We start from the raw sequence: 15,634 nt of genomic DNA, 5'->3' as shown, positions 1-15,634 counted from the left end.
CTTCTCGAGTGCCTGTCGTCGACTGCTCGTCGACTGCTTCCCGCCTACTTCTCGACGGTGAAGCCCTGCTCCTCGCCGTACTTGATCGAGGCGTCCTGCCAGGCCTTCAGACCGTCCGCCAGCTTGGTGCCGGAGACGTAGGCCTTGCCGACGGTGTCGTTGAAGATCGAGTTGGCGTACGGCTGGAACGGGAGGTACGACCAGTCGCTCGCCACGTTCGCGGCGGAGTCGGCGAAGATCTTGTTCGCTTCCTGGCCGCCGAAGTAGTCGAACTTCTTGCTCTGGAACGCGGGCGACTCGAGCTCCGCCTTGGTGGCGGGGAAGGCGCCCTCGCCGATGCGGGTGGCGACACCGGCGCCGGAGTTGGCGTACTCCGTGAAGGCGTAGGCGAGTTCCTTGTTCTTGGCCAGCGCCGGGACGGCCAGCGAGCTGCCGCCGTTCTCCGCGCTCGCCTTGTCGCCCGCGGTCCAGGCCGGCATCGCCGCCGCGCGCCACTGGCCCTTGGCGTTCGGGACGCCGGTGACGAAGTTGGCGGGCATCCAGGCGCCGGTGGGCAGGGTGGCGATGGTGCCGTCGCCCAGACCCTTGTACCAGTCGTCGGTCCAGCCGTTGACCGGGGCGAGCAGCTTCTCGCTGATCAGCTGCTGCCAGACCGTCTCGTACTTCTTGGCGCCCGCGTCGTCGAAGTTGACGCCGAGCTTGGTGCCGTCGACCTTGTAGGGGCGCGAACCGGCCTGCCACAGCAGGGAGGTGGTGAGGCCCGCGTCACCGAGGTCGCTGGTGATGTAGGCCTTCGGGTCGGCCTTGTGGAGCTTGCGGGCCGCGTCCAGGTACTCGTCCCAGGTGGTGGGGACGGCGATCTTGTACTTGTCGAAGACCGTCTTGTTGTAGAACAGCGCCATCGGGCCCGAGTCCATCGGCAGGCCGTAGACCTTGTCGCCGTCGCTGACCGCGTTCCACGGGCCCGGCGTGTACTTCGAGGCGAGCTTGTCGGCGCCGTAGGGGGCCAGGTCGGTCAGGCCCTTGGTCAGGGAGTACTGGCCGAGCGCGAAGTACTCGATCTGGGCGACGTCGGGGACGCCCTTGCCGGCCGAGATCGCGTTGGACAGCGCGGTGTAGTGCTTGTCGCCGGAGCGCTCGCTGACCAGGTTGACCTTGACCTTCGGGTACTTCTTCTGGAAGTCGGCGGCCACGGTCTTCAGGGTGGGCTCCCAGGCCCAGACCGTGATGTCGCCGCCCTTGTCCAGGGCAGCCTGGAGGTCGCCGGCGGAGACGGCCTTCGTGTCGGAGTCGTCGTCCGAGCCGCCGCAGGCGGTGACGCCCAGGGCGAGGGTGGAGACGAGGGCGATGCCGCGCAGGATGCGGCTCGTTGTTCTGCGCATGGGGCTGCTTCCACTTCTTCGTGGGTGGGACAGGTGAGGGTGGGGGTGGTGCCGGTGGTGCTCAAATGTGGGGCTTGGGGGCGCTGCCCACGTCACTCCTTGACACTTCCGGCGGCGAGGCCGGACTGCCAGTACTTCTGGAGGAACAGGAAGGCGGCGATCAGGGGAATGATCGTGAGCAGGGATCCCGTGATCACCAGGTTGAAGATCACGTCGCCGCCGATGGTCTGCGCCTGGGAGCTCCAGGCGCTCAGACCCAGCGTCAGCGGGTACCAGTTCGGGTCCTTCAGCATGATCAGCGGGAGGAAGTAGTTGTTCCAGGTGGCGACCGTGGTGAACAGCAGCACGGTCACGATCCCGGGGGCCAGCAGCGGCAGCGCGACCTGGAAGAAGGTCCGCACCTCGCTCGCCCCGTCCATCCGGGCCGCCTCCAGCAGCTCGGTCGGGACCGCCTCCGCGGCGAACACCCACATCAGATAGAGACCGAACGGCGACACGAGCGACGGGATGATCACCGCCCACGGGGTGTCGGTCAGCCCCATCTTGCTGAACATCAGGAAGGTTGGCACGGCCAGCGCCGTAGCCGGCACGGCGACCGCACCGATCACCACGGCGAAGATCGCACGCTTGCCGGGGAACTGGAACTTCGCCAGCGCGTACCCGCCCAGCACGGCCAGCAGCGTCGCGCCGCCCGCACCGAGCACCACGTACAGCAGGGTGTTCAGCAGCCAGCGGCCGAAGATGCCGTCGTGGTAGGTGAAGGTGGTCCGGATGTTGTCCCACAGGGCGAAGTCGTGGGCGAACCACAGGCCGTTGGAGTCGGCCAGGCCCGACTGGGTCTTCGTGGCGTTGATGACCAGCCAGATCAGCGGCACCACGGTGTAGAGGACCATCAGGGCCATCAGCACCGTCAGCAGCACATTGCGCTTGGGCTTGCCCGGGGTGTGCTTCTTGCGGGGGGTTCGTAGCCTCGGGGCGGTGTTCTTCGCGGGGGGAGCGGTGACAGAGGTGCTCATCGGGTCACGCTCCCTTGCGCATGCCGCGCAGCTGGACGGCGTAGGCGACGATCATCGTGATGACGCCCATGATGATGGCGACCGTCGCGGAGTAGTTGTGCTGCTGGCCGTTGAAGGACAGCGAGTACGTGTAGAAGTTCGGCGTGTAGTCCGTGGTGATGGAGTTCAGCGCCAGCGGACGCAGGATGCTCGGCTCGTTGAAGAGCTGGAAGCTGCCGATGATCGAGAAGATCGTGGCGATGACGAGCGCGCCCCGGATCGCGGGCAGCTTGATCGAGCTGATGATCCGCCACTGACCGGCGCCGTCGATCTCCGCCGCCTCGTACAGCGAGGTCGGGACGACCCGCAGCGCCGAGTAGAAGATCAGCATGTTGTACCCGACGAACTCCCAGGTCACGATGTTGCCGATGGAGGCGAGCACCCAGGAGGGGGAGAGCAGGTCGGGCAGGGTGACACCGAACGCGGAGTTGATGTCGCCCACCAGGCCGTACTTGGTGCCGTACATGAAGCCCCACATCAGGGTGGCGACCACGGCGGGCACGGCGTACGGCAGGAAGATCGTGATCCGGAAGAAGCTCTTGCCGTAGAGCCGGCCGCTGTCCAGTGCCAGTGCCACCAGCAGGGCGATGCCCAGCATGATCGGCACCTGGATCACCAGGAAGAGCGCCACCCGGCCGACCGCCGACCAGAACGCGTCGTCCTGAAAGGCCCGCGTGTAGTTGTCCAGCCCGACGAACTGGTTGCCGCCGATCAGCTGGTCCCGGAAGAGGCTCAGGTAGATCGAATACGCGATCGGGGCCAGGAAGACCAGGGCGAAAACGGCCACGAAGGGACCGATGAAACCCCACCCCGTCCAGGAGCGGCGGTCCCCTTTCGCCGGGGGAGGTGCCGGCCGCGGCTCGGCGGCCACCGGCGGTTGCAGCGTCGTCATGTCGTTCCTCGCTCGTCCAGTCCTGGAACCGGGGCGGTGTTGCGCGGAGATTTCCGAACGCCTCACCGCCACCATGATGTTTACGTAAACATCAGCCACGCAAGAGGCTTGGCAAGCTGTTATGTTTACGTAAACATCTGATGGCGGCATGTCTACACTGCCCCGATAACGATGGTCAAGGGTCCTCCGGTGAGACCGTGGCACCTGCGCCGACAGAGAGGTGGGCACACGGAGTGGACATGGCTGAAAGATCACCGGCCAACGTGCCGGGACGCGGTCGGGCGACGGCCTCCATGGCGGACGTCGCGCGGCTCGCCGGGGTGTCCTCGCAGACCGTCTCCCGGGTCTCCAACGGTTACGCGGGTGTGAACGAGGAAACCCGGCAGCAGGTCCTCGAGGCCATGAAGGAACTCGGCTACCGGCCCAACAGCGCCGCCCGCGCCCTCAAGCGCGGCGAGTTCCGCACGATCGGCGTCATCACGTTCACGCTGTCCACGACCGGCAACGTGCGCACCCTGGAGGCGATCGCGACCTCGGCCGCCGCCGAGGGCTACGCGGTGACGCTGCTCCCGGTGGCCGTCCCCACCAGCGACGAGGTGCGCGGCGCGTTCTCCCGGCTGGAGGAGCTGGCCGTCGACGCGGTGATCGTCATCATGGAGGTCCACCTGCTGGACGCGGCCACCGTGAAACTGCCGCCGCACGTCCAGGTCGTGGTCGTGGACTCCGACGCCGGCGACCACTACACCGTCGTGGACACCGACCAGGCGGGCGGCACCAGGACCGCCGTCCAGCATCTTCTCGACCTGGGCCATCGGACCGTCTGGCATCTCGGCGGACCCGAGGGCTCGTTCGCGGCGCAGCGCCGCGCGGACGCCTGGCGGTCGGCCCTCACCGAGGCGGGCCGCACCGCGCCGCCCCTGGTCAGGGGCGACTGGTCGGCGGAGTCCGGCTACCTGGCCGGCCGCGAGCTGGCCGCCCGGAAAGACTGCACCGCCGTCTTCGCGGCCAACGACCAGATGGCCCTGGGCCTGCTGCGCGCCCTGCACGAGGGGGGGCGCCGGGTGCCCGAGGACGTCAGCGTCATCGGTTTCGACGACATCCCCGAGGCGAGTTCCTTCCTGCCCCCGCTCACCACCCTGCACCAGGACTTCGCCGAGGTCGGCCGGCTCTGCGTCCAGGCCGTGCTGCGCAAGATGCGCCCGGACGGTTCGGAACACGGAACGACGCTCGTGCCGACGCGGCTGGTGCTGCGGCAGAGCACGGCGCCACCGCCCGCGGAGCGGTGAAGACCGGTTCGGACCGCCGCCGGGCGCCCGGCCGTGGCCGCGTCGGGCCGGACGGCGGGCCGGTGACCCGGTGGTGTGCGCCGCCCGGAGCGGGACGGGCTCGCGGCAGGGTCAGCACGAGAGGCCACCGCCCCGGGGATCCGCCGGCGAGCACCTCGGATCCTCGCCCGTGACTACCTCGGGTGTTCGCCCACCGCGCGGGCCGCGGTCCGCCAGGCCGCGGTGACGGCAAGCCGGGCGGCCGCCGTGCCGCGCTCCGTCTCCGCGGGCAGCCGCAGCGGCGCGCCGAGGTGGACATGGCAGTGCGGCCGCCGGACCGGCGCCGTCAGCGTGCCCGCCAGCTGCTTCGCGGCCGACCCCGAGGCGATCCGCCGGGCGCCCGCGTGGCCCACCGGCACCACCAGCGCGCCGCTCGCCCGCGCCAGACGGGCGAGCCCGGTGCGGAACGGCTCGGGCGCGGTGGCCGCCGCGTCCCTGCGGCGCGGCAGTCGGCCCTCGCCGTAGAGGAGCACGTGCCGGCCGCCGGCCAGCGCCTCGGCGGCGGCGTCGAGAGCCAGCGCCGCGTGCGCCGTACGGCGGTGGACCGGGATGTGACCGTCACGGCTCAGCGCTCTGCCGAGCAGCGGGATGCGCCACAGCCCCGCGGTCGCCATCACCACCGGTTCGAGCTCCAGCCGCCGCAGCGCGGTCATGACGACGGCGGGGTCGGCCATGGAGTCGTGGTTGGCCACGAAGAGGGTACCCGCGGGCAGGCGCAGCTTGATCTCGCTGGTGACGGTGAGCCGCCCGAAGAACGGTGTCAGGGCGATGACGGCACGGCTGAACACGAGGGAACCTCCGGGTGAGGGCGACAGGAGCCCCAGTGTCGTGCCGCGGGCGAGGAACGCGCCTGAGTACGGATACTCAACGCACGCCGAAACCGGGCCGCGTTGAGCCCGGGCTGCGTTGAACCCGAGCCGCGCCGACAGCGGGCGTCGGCTGCCGCCGTGCGCCGCGCTTCACCGTCCGGTGGGGCTCACCAGTCCCGTCCGGTAGGCGACGATCACCGCCTGGACGCGGTCGCGCAGTCGGAGCTTCGCCAGGATGCGGGAGACGTGTGTCTTGACGGTCGTCTCGGACAGGTGGAGCCGGGCGGCGAGTTCCGTGTTGCTCAGACCCTGGGCGAGCAGGCCCAGGACTTCGAGTTCGCGCGGGGTCAACGCGCTCAGGTCGGGGTGGCGATCGCCGGTACCGGCGGCCGGTCCCGGACGGCCGGCTTCCAGGGGTGCGCCGCCGGCCCGGTGTCCGTGCCCGCCCGGGCCGTGACGTTCCACGAGGCGGCGGGTGATGGCGGGGGAGAGGAGGGCGTCTCCGGTGCGGATCAACCGGACGGCGGCCACCAGGTGTTCGGGCGTGACGTCCTTGAGCAGGAAGCCGCCGGCGCCGGCGGCGAGAGCGTCGTAGACCAGCTGGTCGAGGTCGAACGTCGTCAGGATGATCACGCGTGGTTCGCCGGGGGCTCCGGCGAGGATGCGGCGGGTGGCCTCGAGACCGTCGAGCCTCGGCATGCGGATGTCCATCAGGACCACGTCGGGGCGGGTACGCCGGACCGCCTCGACGGCCTCCTCCCCGTCGCCCGCCTCGGCGACCACGTCGATGCCGTGGGCCGTGAGGATCATGCGGAAGCCGGTGCGGACGAGGATCTGGTCGTCCGCGACCACCACACGCAGCGGGTCGTCGGTCACGTCGTCTCCAGGGGCAGAAGCGGGATCAGGGCCGCGACACGGTAACCGCCGTCAGGAGCCGGGCCGTTGCGCAGGGTGGCGCCGTAGACGTCGAGGCGCTCGCGCAGGCCCAGCAGGCCAAGTCCGGCGCCCGTGGCCGCGCGTGCGCTCGGAACGCCACCGGTGTCGGTGACCTCGACGCCCAGGTCCGCGTCCCCGTAGGCGACGGTCACGGCCGCGTGGGCTCCGGCCGCGTGCTTCATGGTGTTGGTCAGCGCCTCCTGCACCACTCTGTACGCGGTGAGATCGATCCCGGCGGGCACCTGGCGCCGCGCTCCGGTCACGGTCAACTCGACGGACAGGCCCGAGGCGCGCACCCTGCCGACGAGTTCCGCCACCTGGTCGAGGCCCGGCGGCGGCGCCGTGGCCGTGTCCGCGGAGACCGAGCCGACGTCGTCCCCGGAGTTCATCGTGAGCAGGCCCATGGCATGCCTCAGCTCCGTCATGGCCGCGCGTCCCCCCGCCTCGATCGCGAGGAGGGCCTCACGCGTCTGCGCGGGGGCGGCGTCCAGGACCGTGCGGGCGGCGCCGGCCTGGATGACCATCACGCTGACGTGGTGGGTGACCACGTCGTGGAGTTCGCGGGCGATGCGGGCCCGTTCGTGCTCGGCCGCCCGGCGCGACTCCGCGGCCCGCTCGCGTTCCAGTTCCGCCATCCGCGCCTGCCGTTCGTCGGCACGGGCCCGCCAGGTACGCATGCCGTACGAGGCCATGGCGAGGGGGAGGAGGACGAGCAGGGGGACGTACCGGTCCGGGACGGCCGGCACCCCGGCGTCGCCGATCGAGGCGAGCACGAGCAGCGCCAGGGGCAGGCCGGCCAGGGTGGCCGCGCGGTACGGGCCGTAGGCGATGGCGCTGTGGACGGCGACGACGAGGGAGTAGAAGACGATCCGGGCCTCGCCGTCCGGAGCGAGGGCCCCCGCGCCCAGCACGACCCACAGCACGGCGAGGGGATAGCGCCTGCGCACGGCCAGGGGCAGCGTGACCAGGAGCGCGGGGACCACGGCGCCCGGCCAGGTGTCCGCGCCGGTCCTAGCCCGCTCCACGCCCTCGACGAGCAGGTAGCTCCGGCCGACCCCGGCACTCACGGCATAGGCGGTCCCGGCGACGGCGAGGGCCAGCGCGAGCAGCGCGTCGAAGAGGAGGTTGCGTCGGGTCGGCCGGGGCGGCGGCACGGCCGGACGTACCGGCGCGGTCCCGGCCTCGCCCGTCAGACCGGCCGCCTCGACGTTCATCACCCGCTCATTCTCACCGAGCCCCGTCCGCCGGACGTCCTCCCTGACGTCCTTCTTCCGGCACCCCGTACTTCTGGCGCCTACATCTCAGGGAGGACACGCGGGAAGTGCACGGAGGCGACGCACCGACCCGGGACGGTCCCGCGGAGAAGGCCGAGTCCGGCGTCGACGCCGGACTCGCGGCCGCCCGGGTCCGTTTCTGCGCCCGCGGATCAGCCGGCGTGCCGACCCTCTCCGCCGGGCGGCCGCTGCTCCTGCGCCGCCCGCGCCTCCGCCTTCAGGATGCGCGCCGACTTTCCGGCCGAACGGGCCAGTTCGGGCAGCTTCCTGGCGGCGAGGACGGCGATGACGACGACGAGGATGATGACGAGTTCGCTCAGTCCGAACACGAGGAGACCGCCCCGGTCAGACGTTGACGCCGAAGTCGGCGGCGATGCCGGCCAACCCGGAGGCGTAACCCTGGCCCACGGCCCGGAACTTCCACTCCGCGCCGTTGCGGTACAGCTCGCCGAAGACCATCGCGGTCTCGGTGGAGGCGTCCTCGCTCAGGTCGTACCGCGCGATCTCCTGGCCGCCCGCCTGGTTGACGACGCGGATGAACGCGTTGCGGACCTGGCCGAAGCTCTGGCCGCGGTTCTCGGCGTCGTGGATGGAGACCGGGAAGACGATCTTGTCGATCTCGGCGGGGACGGCGGCGAGGTTCACCTTGACCGACTCGTCGTCGCCCTCGCCCTCACCGGTGAGGTTGTCGCCGGTGTGCTCGACCGAACCGTCGGGGCTCTTCAGGTTGTTGTAGAAGACGAAGTGCTGGTCGGACGGGACCTTGCCGGACGCGTCCAGGAGCAGGGCGGAGGCGTCGAGGTCGTAGTCGGTGCCGGTGGTGGTACGCACGTCCCAGCCCAGGCCGACCAGGACCGCGGTCAGCCCCGGCGCCGCCTTGCTCAGGGATACGTTGCCACCCTTGGACAGGGAAACTCCCACTGTCTTCCTCCTGGTTGAGACTGGTCGTGTCTGGTCGAGACGATCGAGATGTCACGCGCGGTTGCGTGAATCGAATCTACAGCACTGTAGAAAATATGGGGAAATGTGCCGTTGATCCCGACTTTCGACGGCTGTCGCTCCCGGGGGCCGAGGCTCCGGCGGGCGTCAGCTCTCCTTTCCGCCGAACACCTCGAGGATGCGCTCGGCGGCCAGGGTGGCCGTCAACTCGCCGTCCCTGACCTGCTGTTCGAGGGCGGGCGCCAGGGCTCGTACCGCCGGGGCGGCGTGCAGGCGGCCGAGGAGTTCGTCGCGGACCATGGACCAGGTCCAGTCGACCTGCTGCTCGCGGCGCTTGGCGGCGAGCCGGCCGGTGGAGTCGAGCAGGGTGCGGTGCTGTTCGAGGCGCTCCCAGACGGTGTCCAGGCCGGCCGCCTCACGGGCGCTGCAACTGAGGACGGGCGGGGTCCAGGCCGCGTCCCTGCCGTGCATGAGCCGCAGGGCGCCCGCCAGTTCCCGGGCCGCCGCGCGGGCGTCGCGCTCGTGCGGGCCGTCCGCCTTGTTGACGGCGATCACGTCGGCCAGTTCCAGGACGCCCTTCTTGATGCCCTGGAGCTGGTCGCCGGTACGGGCGAGGGTCAACAACAGGAAGGAGTCGACCATGTTGGCGACCGCGGTCTCCGACTGGCCGACGCCGACCGTCTCCACCAGGACCACGTCGTAGCCCGCCGCCTCCATCACCACGATCGACTCGCGCGTCGCCTTGGCCACCCCGCCCAGCGTGCCCGAGGTCGGGGAGGGGCGGACGAAGGCCGCCGGGTCGACGGCCAGGCGTTCCATCCGCGTCTTGTCGCCGAGGATCGAGCCGCCGGTGCGGCTGGAGGACGGGTCCACGGCGAGCACCGCGACCCGGTGCCCGAGCGCGGTGAGCATGGTGCCGAACGCGTCGATGAACGTCGACTTGCCCACGCCCGGCACCCCGCTGACGCCGATCCGCCGTGCCGTCCCGCTGTGCGGAAGCAACTCGGTCAGCAACCCCTGGGCCAGCGCCCGGTGATCGGGCCGGGTGGACTCGACCAGCGTGATCGCACGGGCCACCAGGGCCCGCCTGCCGTCGAGTACACCCTTCACATACGTGTCGAGGTCGATGGCCATGGGGCTTACAGATCGTGTCCGAGGCCGGCCGACAGCCGTTCGACCAGGTCGTACGCCGCGTCCGGGATCACCGTCCCGGGCGGGAAGACGGCCGCCGCGCCCATCTCCAGCAGGAGGGGCACGTCCTGCGGCGGGATCACCCCGCCGACCACGATCATGATGTCCTCGCGTCCCTCCTCGGCGAGTTGCTCCCGCAGCGCCGGCACGAGGGTCAGGTGCCCGGCGGCCAGCGACGAGACGCCGACGATGTGCACGTCCGCCTCGACGGCCTGACGGGCCACCTCGGCCGGGGTCTGGAACAGCGGACCGACGTCCACGTCGAAGCCGAGGTCGGCGAAGGCGGTGGCGATCACCTTCTGGCCGCGGTCGTGGCCGTCCTGGCCCATCTTGGCGACCAGGATGCGCGGACGGCGGCCCTCGGCCTCCTCGAAGGCGTCCACCAGGGTGCGGGTGCGGTCCACGGACGGGGACTCGCCTGCTTCGTTGCGGTACACGCCGGAGATGGTACGGATCTGGCTCGCGTGGCGCCCGTACACCTTCTCCAGGGCGTCGGAGATCTCCCCCACGGTGGCCTTCGCGCGGGCCGCGCGCACCGCCAGCTCCAGCAGGTTGCCCTCGCCGCCGGCCGCCCGGGTCAGGTCGTCGAGCGCGTCCTGGCAGGCCCGCTCGTCGCGCTCCGCGCGCAGCCGCCGCAGCTTGGCGATCTGCTGGGCGCGCACCGAGGAGTTGTCGACCGATCGCACGTCGATCCGCTCGTCGGTCTCGACGCGGTACTTGTTGACGCCGATCACCGGCTGGCGTCCGGAGTCGATGCGGGCCTGGGTACGGGCCGCCGCCTCCTCGATGCGCAGCTTGGGGATGCCCGCGTCGATGGCCTGGGCCATGCCGCCGGCCTGTTCGACCTCCTGGATGTGCTGCCAGGCCCGGCGGGCGAGGTCGTACGTCAGCTTCTCGACGTAGGCGCTGCCGCCCCACGGGTCGATCACCCGGGTCGTGCCGGACTCCTGCTGGATCAGCAGCTGGGTGTTGCGGGCGATGCGCGCCGAGAAGTCGGTGGGCAGCGCGAGTGCCTCGTCCAGGGCGTTGGTGTGCAGCGACTGGGTGTGGCCCTGCGTCGCCGCCATCGCCTCGACGCAGGTACGGGTCACGTTGTTGAACACGTCCTGCGCGGTCAGCGACCAGCCCGAGGTCTGCGAATGGGTGCGCAGGGAAAGCGACTTGGCGTTCTGCGGGTCGAACTGACGCACCAGCTTCGCCCAGAGCAGCCGCGCGGCCCGCAGCTTGGCGACCTCCATGAAGAAGTTCATGCCGATCGCCCAGAAGAACGACAGCCGGGGCGCGAACGCGTCCACGTCCAGACCCGCTTCACGGCCCGCGCGGATGTACTCCACGCCGTCGGCGAGCGTGTACGCCAGCTCCAGGTCGGCCGTCGCGCCCGCCTCCTGGATGTGGTACCCGGAGATCGAGATGGAGTTGTAGCGCGGCATCCGCTGCGAGGTGTAGGCGAAGATGTCCGAGATGATCCGCATCGACGGCTTCGGCGGGTAGATGTAGGTGTTGCGGACCATGAACTCCTTGAGGATGTCGTTCTGGATGGTCCCGGCCAGCTTCTCCGCCGGCACGCCCTGCTCCTCGGCGGCCACGATGTAGAGCGCGAGCACCGGCAGCACGGCGCCGTTCATCGTCATCGACACCGTCATCCGGTCCAGCGGGATGCCGTCGAAGAGCTGCCGCATGTCGAGGATCGAGTCGATGGCCACGCCCGCCATGCCGACGTCGCCCGTCACGCGCGGGTGGTCGCTGTCGTAGCCGCGGTGGGTGGGCAGGTCGAAGGCGACCGACAGGCCCTTCTGGCCGGCCGCCAGGTTGCGCCGGTAGAAGGCGTTGGACTCCTCGGCGGTGGAGAAGCCCGCGTACTGGCGGATCGTCCAGGGCTGGTTGACGTACATCGTCGGGTACGGGCCGCGCAGATACGGGGCGACACCGGGGTAGGTGCCCAGGAAGTCCAGGCCCTCCAGGTCACGGCCCGTGTACAGCGGCTTGACCGCGATGCCCTCCGGGGTCTCCCACAGCGGCTCGTCCCCGCCGGTGGCCTGTTTGACGGCCGTACGCCACTCCTCGGCGCCGCCGTCGACGGCCGGGGTCCCCAGCTCGATCCCGGAGAAGTCGGGGATTCCCATCAGGACACTCCCATGCGGTCGAGGGCGGCGGAGAGCACGGCGACGGCGTCGCAGCCCGCGAAGACGTACGCGTCGACTCCCGGGTACTGGCCCGGGCGGCCCGCCAGGAACACGTGCGAGGCGCCCGCGTCCCTGAGCTCCTGGGCCAGGGTCGCCGCCTGATCCTCGTACAGCGCGTCGCTGGAGCAGAGGACGGCCTCGGTGGCGCCGCTGTCCGCGAAGGAGCCGTCCGTGACGGGCTCGATGCCGCCGGCCTGGAACAGGTTCGCGGCGAAGCCGACGCGGGCGGTGTGCGCGGCGGCGGGGCCGAAGGCGGCCAGATAGACCCGCGGGCGGGATCCGGTCGCCGCGAAGTGGGCGTCGGACCGGGCGCGCAGCCTCTCGTACGACTCGTCGCGCCGTACCCGGGGCAGCCCGCCGGAGCGGGGGGCGGGCGCGGGCGCGCGCTCCACGGGACGCTCGGCGAGGTCCGGGAACTCGCTGACCCCGGTGACGGGCTCGCGCCGCTTGGCCAGCTTCGCGCTGCGGACCTCCCAGGTGCGCGCCAGGTCCTGGCCGATCCGGCCCGAGCGCAGACCGGCCGCCTGGCCGCCCGTGCGCTCGATCTCCTGGAAGAACTCCCAGCCCGCATGGGCGAGTTCGTCGGTGAGCCGCTCCACGTACCAGGAGCCGCCCGCCGGGTCGACGACCCGGGACAGGTGCGACTCCTCGATGAGGATCGTGGACGTGTTGCGGGCGATGCGCCGGGCGAAGGCGTCGGGCAGGCCGAGGGAGTGGTCGAAGGGCAGCACGGTCACCGCGTCGGCGCCGCCCACCCCGGCCGCCAGCGTGGCGAGCGTCGTGCGCAGCATGTTCACCCAGGGGTCGCGACGGGCCATCATCACCGGCGACGTCACGGCGTGCTGCACCTGTCCGACCGACGCTCCACAGACCTCGGTGACCCGCGCCCACAGCCGGCGCGCCGCCCGCAGTTTGGCGACGGTCAGGAACTGGTCGGCGGTGGCCGCGTACCGGAACTCCAGTTGGGCGCAGGCGAGTTCCACCGGCAGGCCCGCCTCGGTCAGCTCCCGCAGATAGGCCACCGCGGTCGCCATCGAACAGCCGAGCTCCTGCGCGGCCGAACCGCCGGCCTCGTGATACGGCAGTGCGTCGACGGTGAACGCCCGCAGCCCCGGGTACGCCTCGGCGCACTCGCGCGCGAGATCGGCCACGGGCGCGAAGTCGTAGCTGCGGCCGGTGCGGGCCTCGTGGCCCAGCGGGTCGGCACCGAGGTTGCCGCGCGCCGCCTGCTTGGCGACGCCCCGCTCCTCGTACAGCCGCAGCAACTCCCGTGCGGCGGACTCGACGTCACTTCCGGCGTCCAGGACGACGGGTGCCAGGTCGAGATACACGCCGTCGAGGACCGGGCCGAGCGAGGCGACCGGAAAGCCGCCGTCGCCGAGGAGCAGCCACACCGACGTGACGCCGTTCTCCAGGTCCGCGAGGACCGCGCCGCCGGTCGTGTGCTGCTGTCGCACGTCCCAGCCGCCGACGGAGTTCCCCTCCGCCCGGCCGCCGCGGACGAACGGCGCGAATCCGGGCAGGCCGGGGTCGGGCGCGCCGTCGTGCGCGCTGTACAGGGGCCGGAGGTGAAGCCCGTCCTCCAGCGCGGTGGACAGGGCCTCCTCGGCTGCCGCGTCCGAGACGTCCCTGCCCGACTTGCGCAGTACGCCCGCCACGAGGCGCTGCCACTGCTCATGAGTCGCGTCAGGGAACTCGGCGGCCAGCGAAAGCCCGTCTTCGGGCAGGACCGTCATGCTCGGATGCTAGGCCAGAGGGGTCGAGCGGCAGCAGAGGGCGGGGCTGTGACCTTGGCCGCTTGGGCCCTGTGACCTCGGCCTCTTCCGGCCGCCCGGGTTTCCGCGGCAGCGCGGACACCTGGGCTTCGCACGCCGTTCGCCCCCTGTACGGACACGCTTGCTTCCATCGCGAGATGGACCAACTGCTGTCAGGGATGCGCGTCGACTACACGGACCACGACGATCCGGTGCTGATCCGGCCGGACGGGTCCCCCGTGGACACCTGGCGGGAGAACTACCCGTACGACCGGCGCATGGAGCGCAGGGAGTACGACCTGCACAAGCGGCTCCAGCAGATAGAACTCCTGAAGCTGCAGAGCTGGATCAAGGAGACCGGGCGCCGGCTCGTCATCGTCTTCGAGGGCCGTGACGCGGCCGGCAAGGGCGGCACCATCAAGCGGTTCACCGAGCACCTCAACCCGCGCGGCGCCCGCGTGGTCGCCCTGGAGAAGCCGACCGAACGCGAGCGCGGCCAGTGGTACTTCCAGCGTTACGTCGAACATCTGCCGACCGCCGGTGAGATCGTCCTGCTGGACCGGTCCTGGTACAACCGGGCCGGTGTGGAGCGGGTGATGGACTTCTGCACGGACGACGAGTACCGCCGTTTCATGCGCCAGGCACCCCTGTTCGAGCGGATGCTCGTGGACGACGGGATCGAACTGATCAAGTTCTGGTTCTCCGTCTCGCAGAGCGAGCAGCGCACCCGGTTCACGATCCGCCAGGTCGACCCCGTGCGGCAGTGGAAGCTGAGCCCGATGGACCTGGCCTCCCTCGACCTCTGGGACGACTACACCGCCGCCAAGGTGGCCATGTTCCGCGAGACGGACACCGAACACGCCCCGTGGACGGTGGTGAAGAGCAACGACAAGAAGCGCGCCCGGGTGGAGGCCATGCGCAGTGTCCTGGCCCGCTTCGACTACGGGGACAAGGACGACGAGGTCGTCGGCCGCCCCGACCCGCGGATCATCGGCGCGGCGGCCACCCTGCTGGAGGCGGGCGAGGACGACACCCCGCACGAGAGGGAGGCGTGACCGGTCGGCGTGAGCCCCTCACCCGGGCCGACCGACCGGATCGGACCGGGTGCGCCGCCGTGCCGCCGCGTCGATCACCAGCCACGGATCGACCGGCCGAGATCACGCCGATCACCGTGGCGATGTCATGACCTGGACACGGCCGTGGGACCCGCCTCGTGGCGGGGCGGTCGTGGACGGACCGCTGTGACTTCCCCCACCTGCTCTTGTCGGGGCGAGGAAGGCTTACCTACGTTCGGTCGCATGTCCCCCCATGACCGTGCCCTTCCTGACGAGCCGGACGAATCCGGCGCGGCGAGCGGGCCTGCCGCGGCCCGGCCCGGCGCCCACCCCTCGGCCGGCCTGTCCGACCTGTCCATCGACCTGACCGCACACGAAATGCTCCGGCGCGCCCATGTCCTGGAGGCTCTCGGCCCCGACTGGGACCCCGTCGCCGCGCTGCGCGACGAGGAGGCGGCGCACGACTTGCTGTACTCCGGCCTCGACGCGGAGCAGCAGCGCATGTACGACGAACTGGTCGCGGCCGGTGTGCTGCCGCGCCGAGGGGGTGGCCATGCTGCCGCTTGACCCGCAGGCCGACATCGGGCGCCGGGCCTGGGTGGCCTGCCCCAACTGCGACGACGCTCGCGGGTGTGCCACCTGCGAGCAGGGGCGTACCTGCGCCGAGCACTGGCGCTACCTGCTCTCCAACGTCGGCAGCCTGCTCCACCTCCAGTGCCGGTCGTGCACCCACATCTGGGCGCACGAGACCCATTTCGGGGCCACCCGCACCCCGTGGGAGCGCATCACGAGCGGCCTGCGCCGACGGTGATGCCGAGCCCCGGCTGACCCTGTGCGTC

General features: G+C 71.0%; 15 protein-coding genes. 4 read left to right on the top strand and 11 right to left on the bottom strand.

Annotated features, from left to right (window positions below; all coding sequences use genetic code 11):
• Window positions 1–44 precede the first annotated feature (44 nt).
• From ACIRPU_RS33340 to ACIRPU_RS33330, 3 genes are all read right to left on the bottom strand, one after another.
• Window positions 45–1,382, bottom strand: coding sequence for an ABC transporter substrate-binding protein (locus ACIRPU_RS33340; RefSeq protein WP_384122909.1), 1,338 nt, complete (start codon window positions 1,380–1,382; stop codon window positions 45–47).
• Window positions 1,383–1,474: 92 nt separating this feature from the next.
• On the bottom strand, window positions 1,475–2,398 hold the full coding sequence (locus tag ACIRPU_RS33335; RefSeq protein WP_403874062.1) for a carbohydrate ABC transporter permease: 924 nt from the start codon (window positions 2,396–2,398) through the stop codon (window positions 1,475–1,477).
• Window positions 2,399–2,402: 4 nt separating this feature from the next.
• A complete protein-coding gene (locus ACIRPU_RS33330) occupies window positions 2,403–3,329 on the bottom strand; it encodes a sugar ABC transporter permease (protein WP_355702979.1) in 927 nt (308 codons plus the stop codon).
• Between the two features lie 293 nt (window positions 3,330–3,622).
• Here ACIRPU_RS33330 and ACIRPU_RS33325 point away from each other — a divergent pair, with 293 nt between their 5' ends.
• A complete protein-coding gene (locus ACIRPU_RS33325; RefSeq protein WP_403874159.1) occupies window positions 3,623–4,615 on the top strand; it encodes a LacI family DNA-binding transcriptional regulator in 993 nt (330 codons plus the stop codon).
• 173 nt (window positions 4,616–4,788) lie between these two features.
• Here the strand turns inward: ACIRPU_RS33325 and ACIRPU_RS33320 are convergent, their stop codons facing one another.
• The 8 genes from ACIRPU_RS33320 to ACIRPU_RS33285 form a co-directional block, all read right to left on the bottom strand.
• Window positions 4,789–5,442, bottom strand: a complete 654-nt coding sequence (locus ACIRPU_RS33320) for a lysophospholipid acyltransferase family protein (protein ID WP_403874059.1) — start codon at window positions 5,440–5,442, stop codon at window positions 4,789–4,791.
• Between the two features lie 171 nt (window positions 5,443–5,613).
• Window positions 5,614–6,339 (bottom strand): response regulator, encoded by a 726-nt coding sequence (locus ACIRPU_RS33315; RefSeq protein ID WP_403874057.1) that lies wholly within the window; start codon window positions 6,337–6,339, stop codon window positions 5,614–5,616.
• A complete protein-coding gene (locus ACIRPU_RS33310; RefSeq protein ID WP_403874055.1) occupies window positions 6,336–7,613 on the bottom strand; it encodes a sensor histidine kinase in 1,278 nt (425 codons plus the stop codon). The genes ACIRPU_RS33315 and ACIRPU_RS33310 overlap by 4 nt, the downstream gene beginning before the upstream one ends.
• A 212-nt stretch (window positions 7,614–7,825) precedes the next feature.
• A complete protein-coding gene (locus ACIRPU_RS33305) occupies window positions 7,826–8,002 on the bottom strand; it encodes a twin-arginine translocase TatA/TatE family subunit (RefSeq protein ID WP_403874053.1) in 177 nt (58 codons plus the stop codon).
• A gap of 16 nt (window positions 8,003–8,018) precedes the next feature.
• Window positions 8,019–8,594, bottom strand: coding sequence for a TerD family protein (locus tag ACIRPU_RS33300; RefSeq protein WP_403874051.1), 576 nt, complete (start codon window positions 8,592–8,594; stop codon window positions 8,019–8,021).
• Window positions 8,595–8,759: 165 nt separating this feature from the next.
• Window positions 8,760–9,746: a methylmalonyl Co-A mutase-associated GTPase MeaB gene (meaB, locus tag ACIRPU_RS33295; protein WP_403874049.1), complete on the bottom strand. Its 987-nt coding sequence runs from the start codon at window positions 9,744–9,746 to the stop codon at window positions 8,760–8,762.
• Between the two features lie 5 nt (window positions 9,747–9,751).
• Entirely contained in the window at window positions 9,752–11,926 is a 2,175-nt protein-coding gene (gene scpA / locus ACIRPU_RS33290; protein ID WP_385562672.1) for a methylmalonyl-CoA mutase, read from the bottom strand.
• Complete coding sequence (locus ACIRPU_RS33285) at window positions 11,926–13,722, bottom strand: methylmalonyl-CoA mutase family protein (protein ID WP_403874046.1); 1,797 nt, start codon at window positions 13,720–13,722, stop codon at window positions 11,926–11,928. The genes scpA and ACIRPU_RS33285 overlap by 1 nt, the downstream gene beginning before the upstream one ends.
• A gap of 176 nt (window positions 13,723–13,898) precedes the next feature.
• On the opposite strand from ACIRPU_RS33285, the gene ppk2 reads away from it, so the two are divergent.
• The 3 genes from ppk2 to ACIRPU_RS33270 all read left to right on the top strand — a co-directional run bounded on the left by ppk2 (window position 13,899) and on the right by ACIRPU_RS33270 (window position 15,606).
• A complete protein-coding gene (ppk2, locus tag ACIRPU_RS33280) occupies window positions 13,899–14,795 on the top strand; it encodes a polyphosphate kinase 2 (protein WP_403874044.1) in 897 nt (298 codons plus the stop codon).
• Window positions 14,796–15,038: 243 nt separating this feature from the next.
• On the top strand, window positions 15,039–15,362 hold the full coding sequence (locus tag ACIRPU_RS33275) for a DUF6400 family protein (protein WP_355710307.1): 324 nt from the start codon (window positions 15,039–15,041) through the stop codon (window positions 15,360–15,362).
• On the top strand, window positions 15,349–15,606 hold the full coding sequence (locus ACIRPU_RS33270; RefSeq protein ID WP_403874041.1) for a hypothetical protein: 258 nt from the start codon (window positions 15,349–15,351) through the stop codon (window positions 15,604–15,606). Before ACIRPU_RS33275 ends, ACIRPU_RS33270 begins: the two co-directional genes overlap by 14 nt.
• Window positions 15,607–15,634: the final 28 nt, after the last annotated feature.

It is taken from the genome of Streptomyces sp. NPDC102259, assembly GCF_044766465.1.
In the GTDB taxonomy this organism is placed as follows: domain Bacteria; phylum Actinomycetota; class Actinomycetes; order Streptomycetales; family Streptomycetaceae; genus Streptomyces.
The sequence above is the reverse complement of the archived record's forward strand: the minus strand, read 5'-3'. Positions and strand labels throughout refer to the sequence as shown.

Coding starts and splice junctions, on each gene's coding strand:
- ACIRPU_RS33335 (WP_403874062.1), bottom strand. CDS start 2,398: ATGAGCACCTCTGTCACCGCTCCCCCCGCGAAGAACACCGCCCCGAGG.
- ACIRPU_RS33330 (WP_355702979.1), bottom strand. CDS start 3,329: ATGACGACGCTGCAACCGCCGGTGGCCGCCGAGCCGCGGCCGGCACCT.
- ACIRPU_RS33310 (WP_403874055.1), bottom strand. CDS start 7,613: ATGAACGTCGAGGCGGCCGGTCTGACGGGCGAGGCCGGGACCGCGCCG.
- ACIRPU_RS33270 (WP_403874041.1), top strand. CDS start 15,349: ATGCTGCCGCTTGACCCGCAGGCCGACATCGGGCGCCGGGCCTGGGTG.
- ACIRPU_RS33285 (WP_403874046.1), bottom strand. CDS start 13,722: ATGACGGTCCTGCCCGAAGACGGGCTTTCGCTGGCCGCCGAGTTCCCT.
- ACIRPU_RS33275 (WP_355710307.1), top strand. CDS start 15,039: ATGTCCCCCCATGACCGTGCCCTTCCTGACGAGCCGGACGAATCCGGC.
- ppk2 (WP_403874044.1), top strand. CDS start 13,899: ATGGACCAACTGCTGTCAGGGATGCGCGTCGACTACACGGACCACGAC.
- ACIRPU_RS33325 (WP_403874159.1), top strand. CDS start 3,623: ATGGCGGACGTCGCGCGGCTCGCCGGGGTGTCCTCGCAGACCGTCTCC.
- meaB (WP_403874049.1), bottom strand. CDS start 9,746: ATGGCCATCGACCTCGACACGTATGTGAAGGGTGTACTCGACGGCAGG.
- ACIRPU_RS33340 (WP_384122909.1), bottom strand. CDS start 1,382: ATGCGCAGAACAACGAGCCGCATCCTGCGCGGCATCGCCCTCGTCTCC.
- scpA (WP_385562672.1), bottom strand. CDS start 11,926: ATGGGAATCCCCGACTTCTCCGGGATCGAGCTGGGGACCCCGGCCGTC.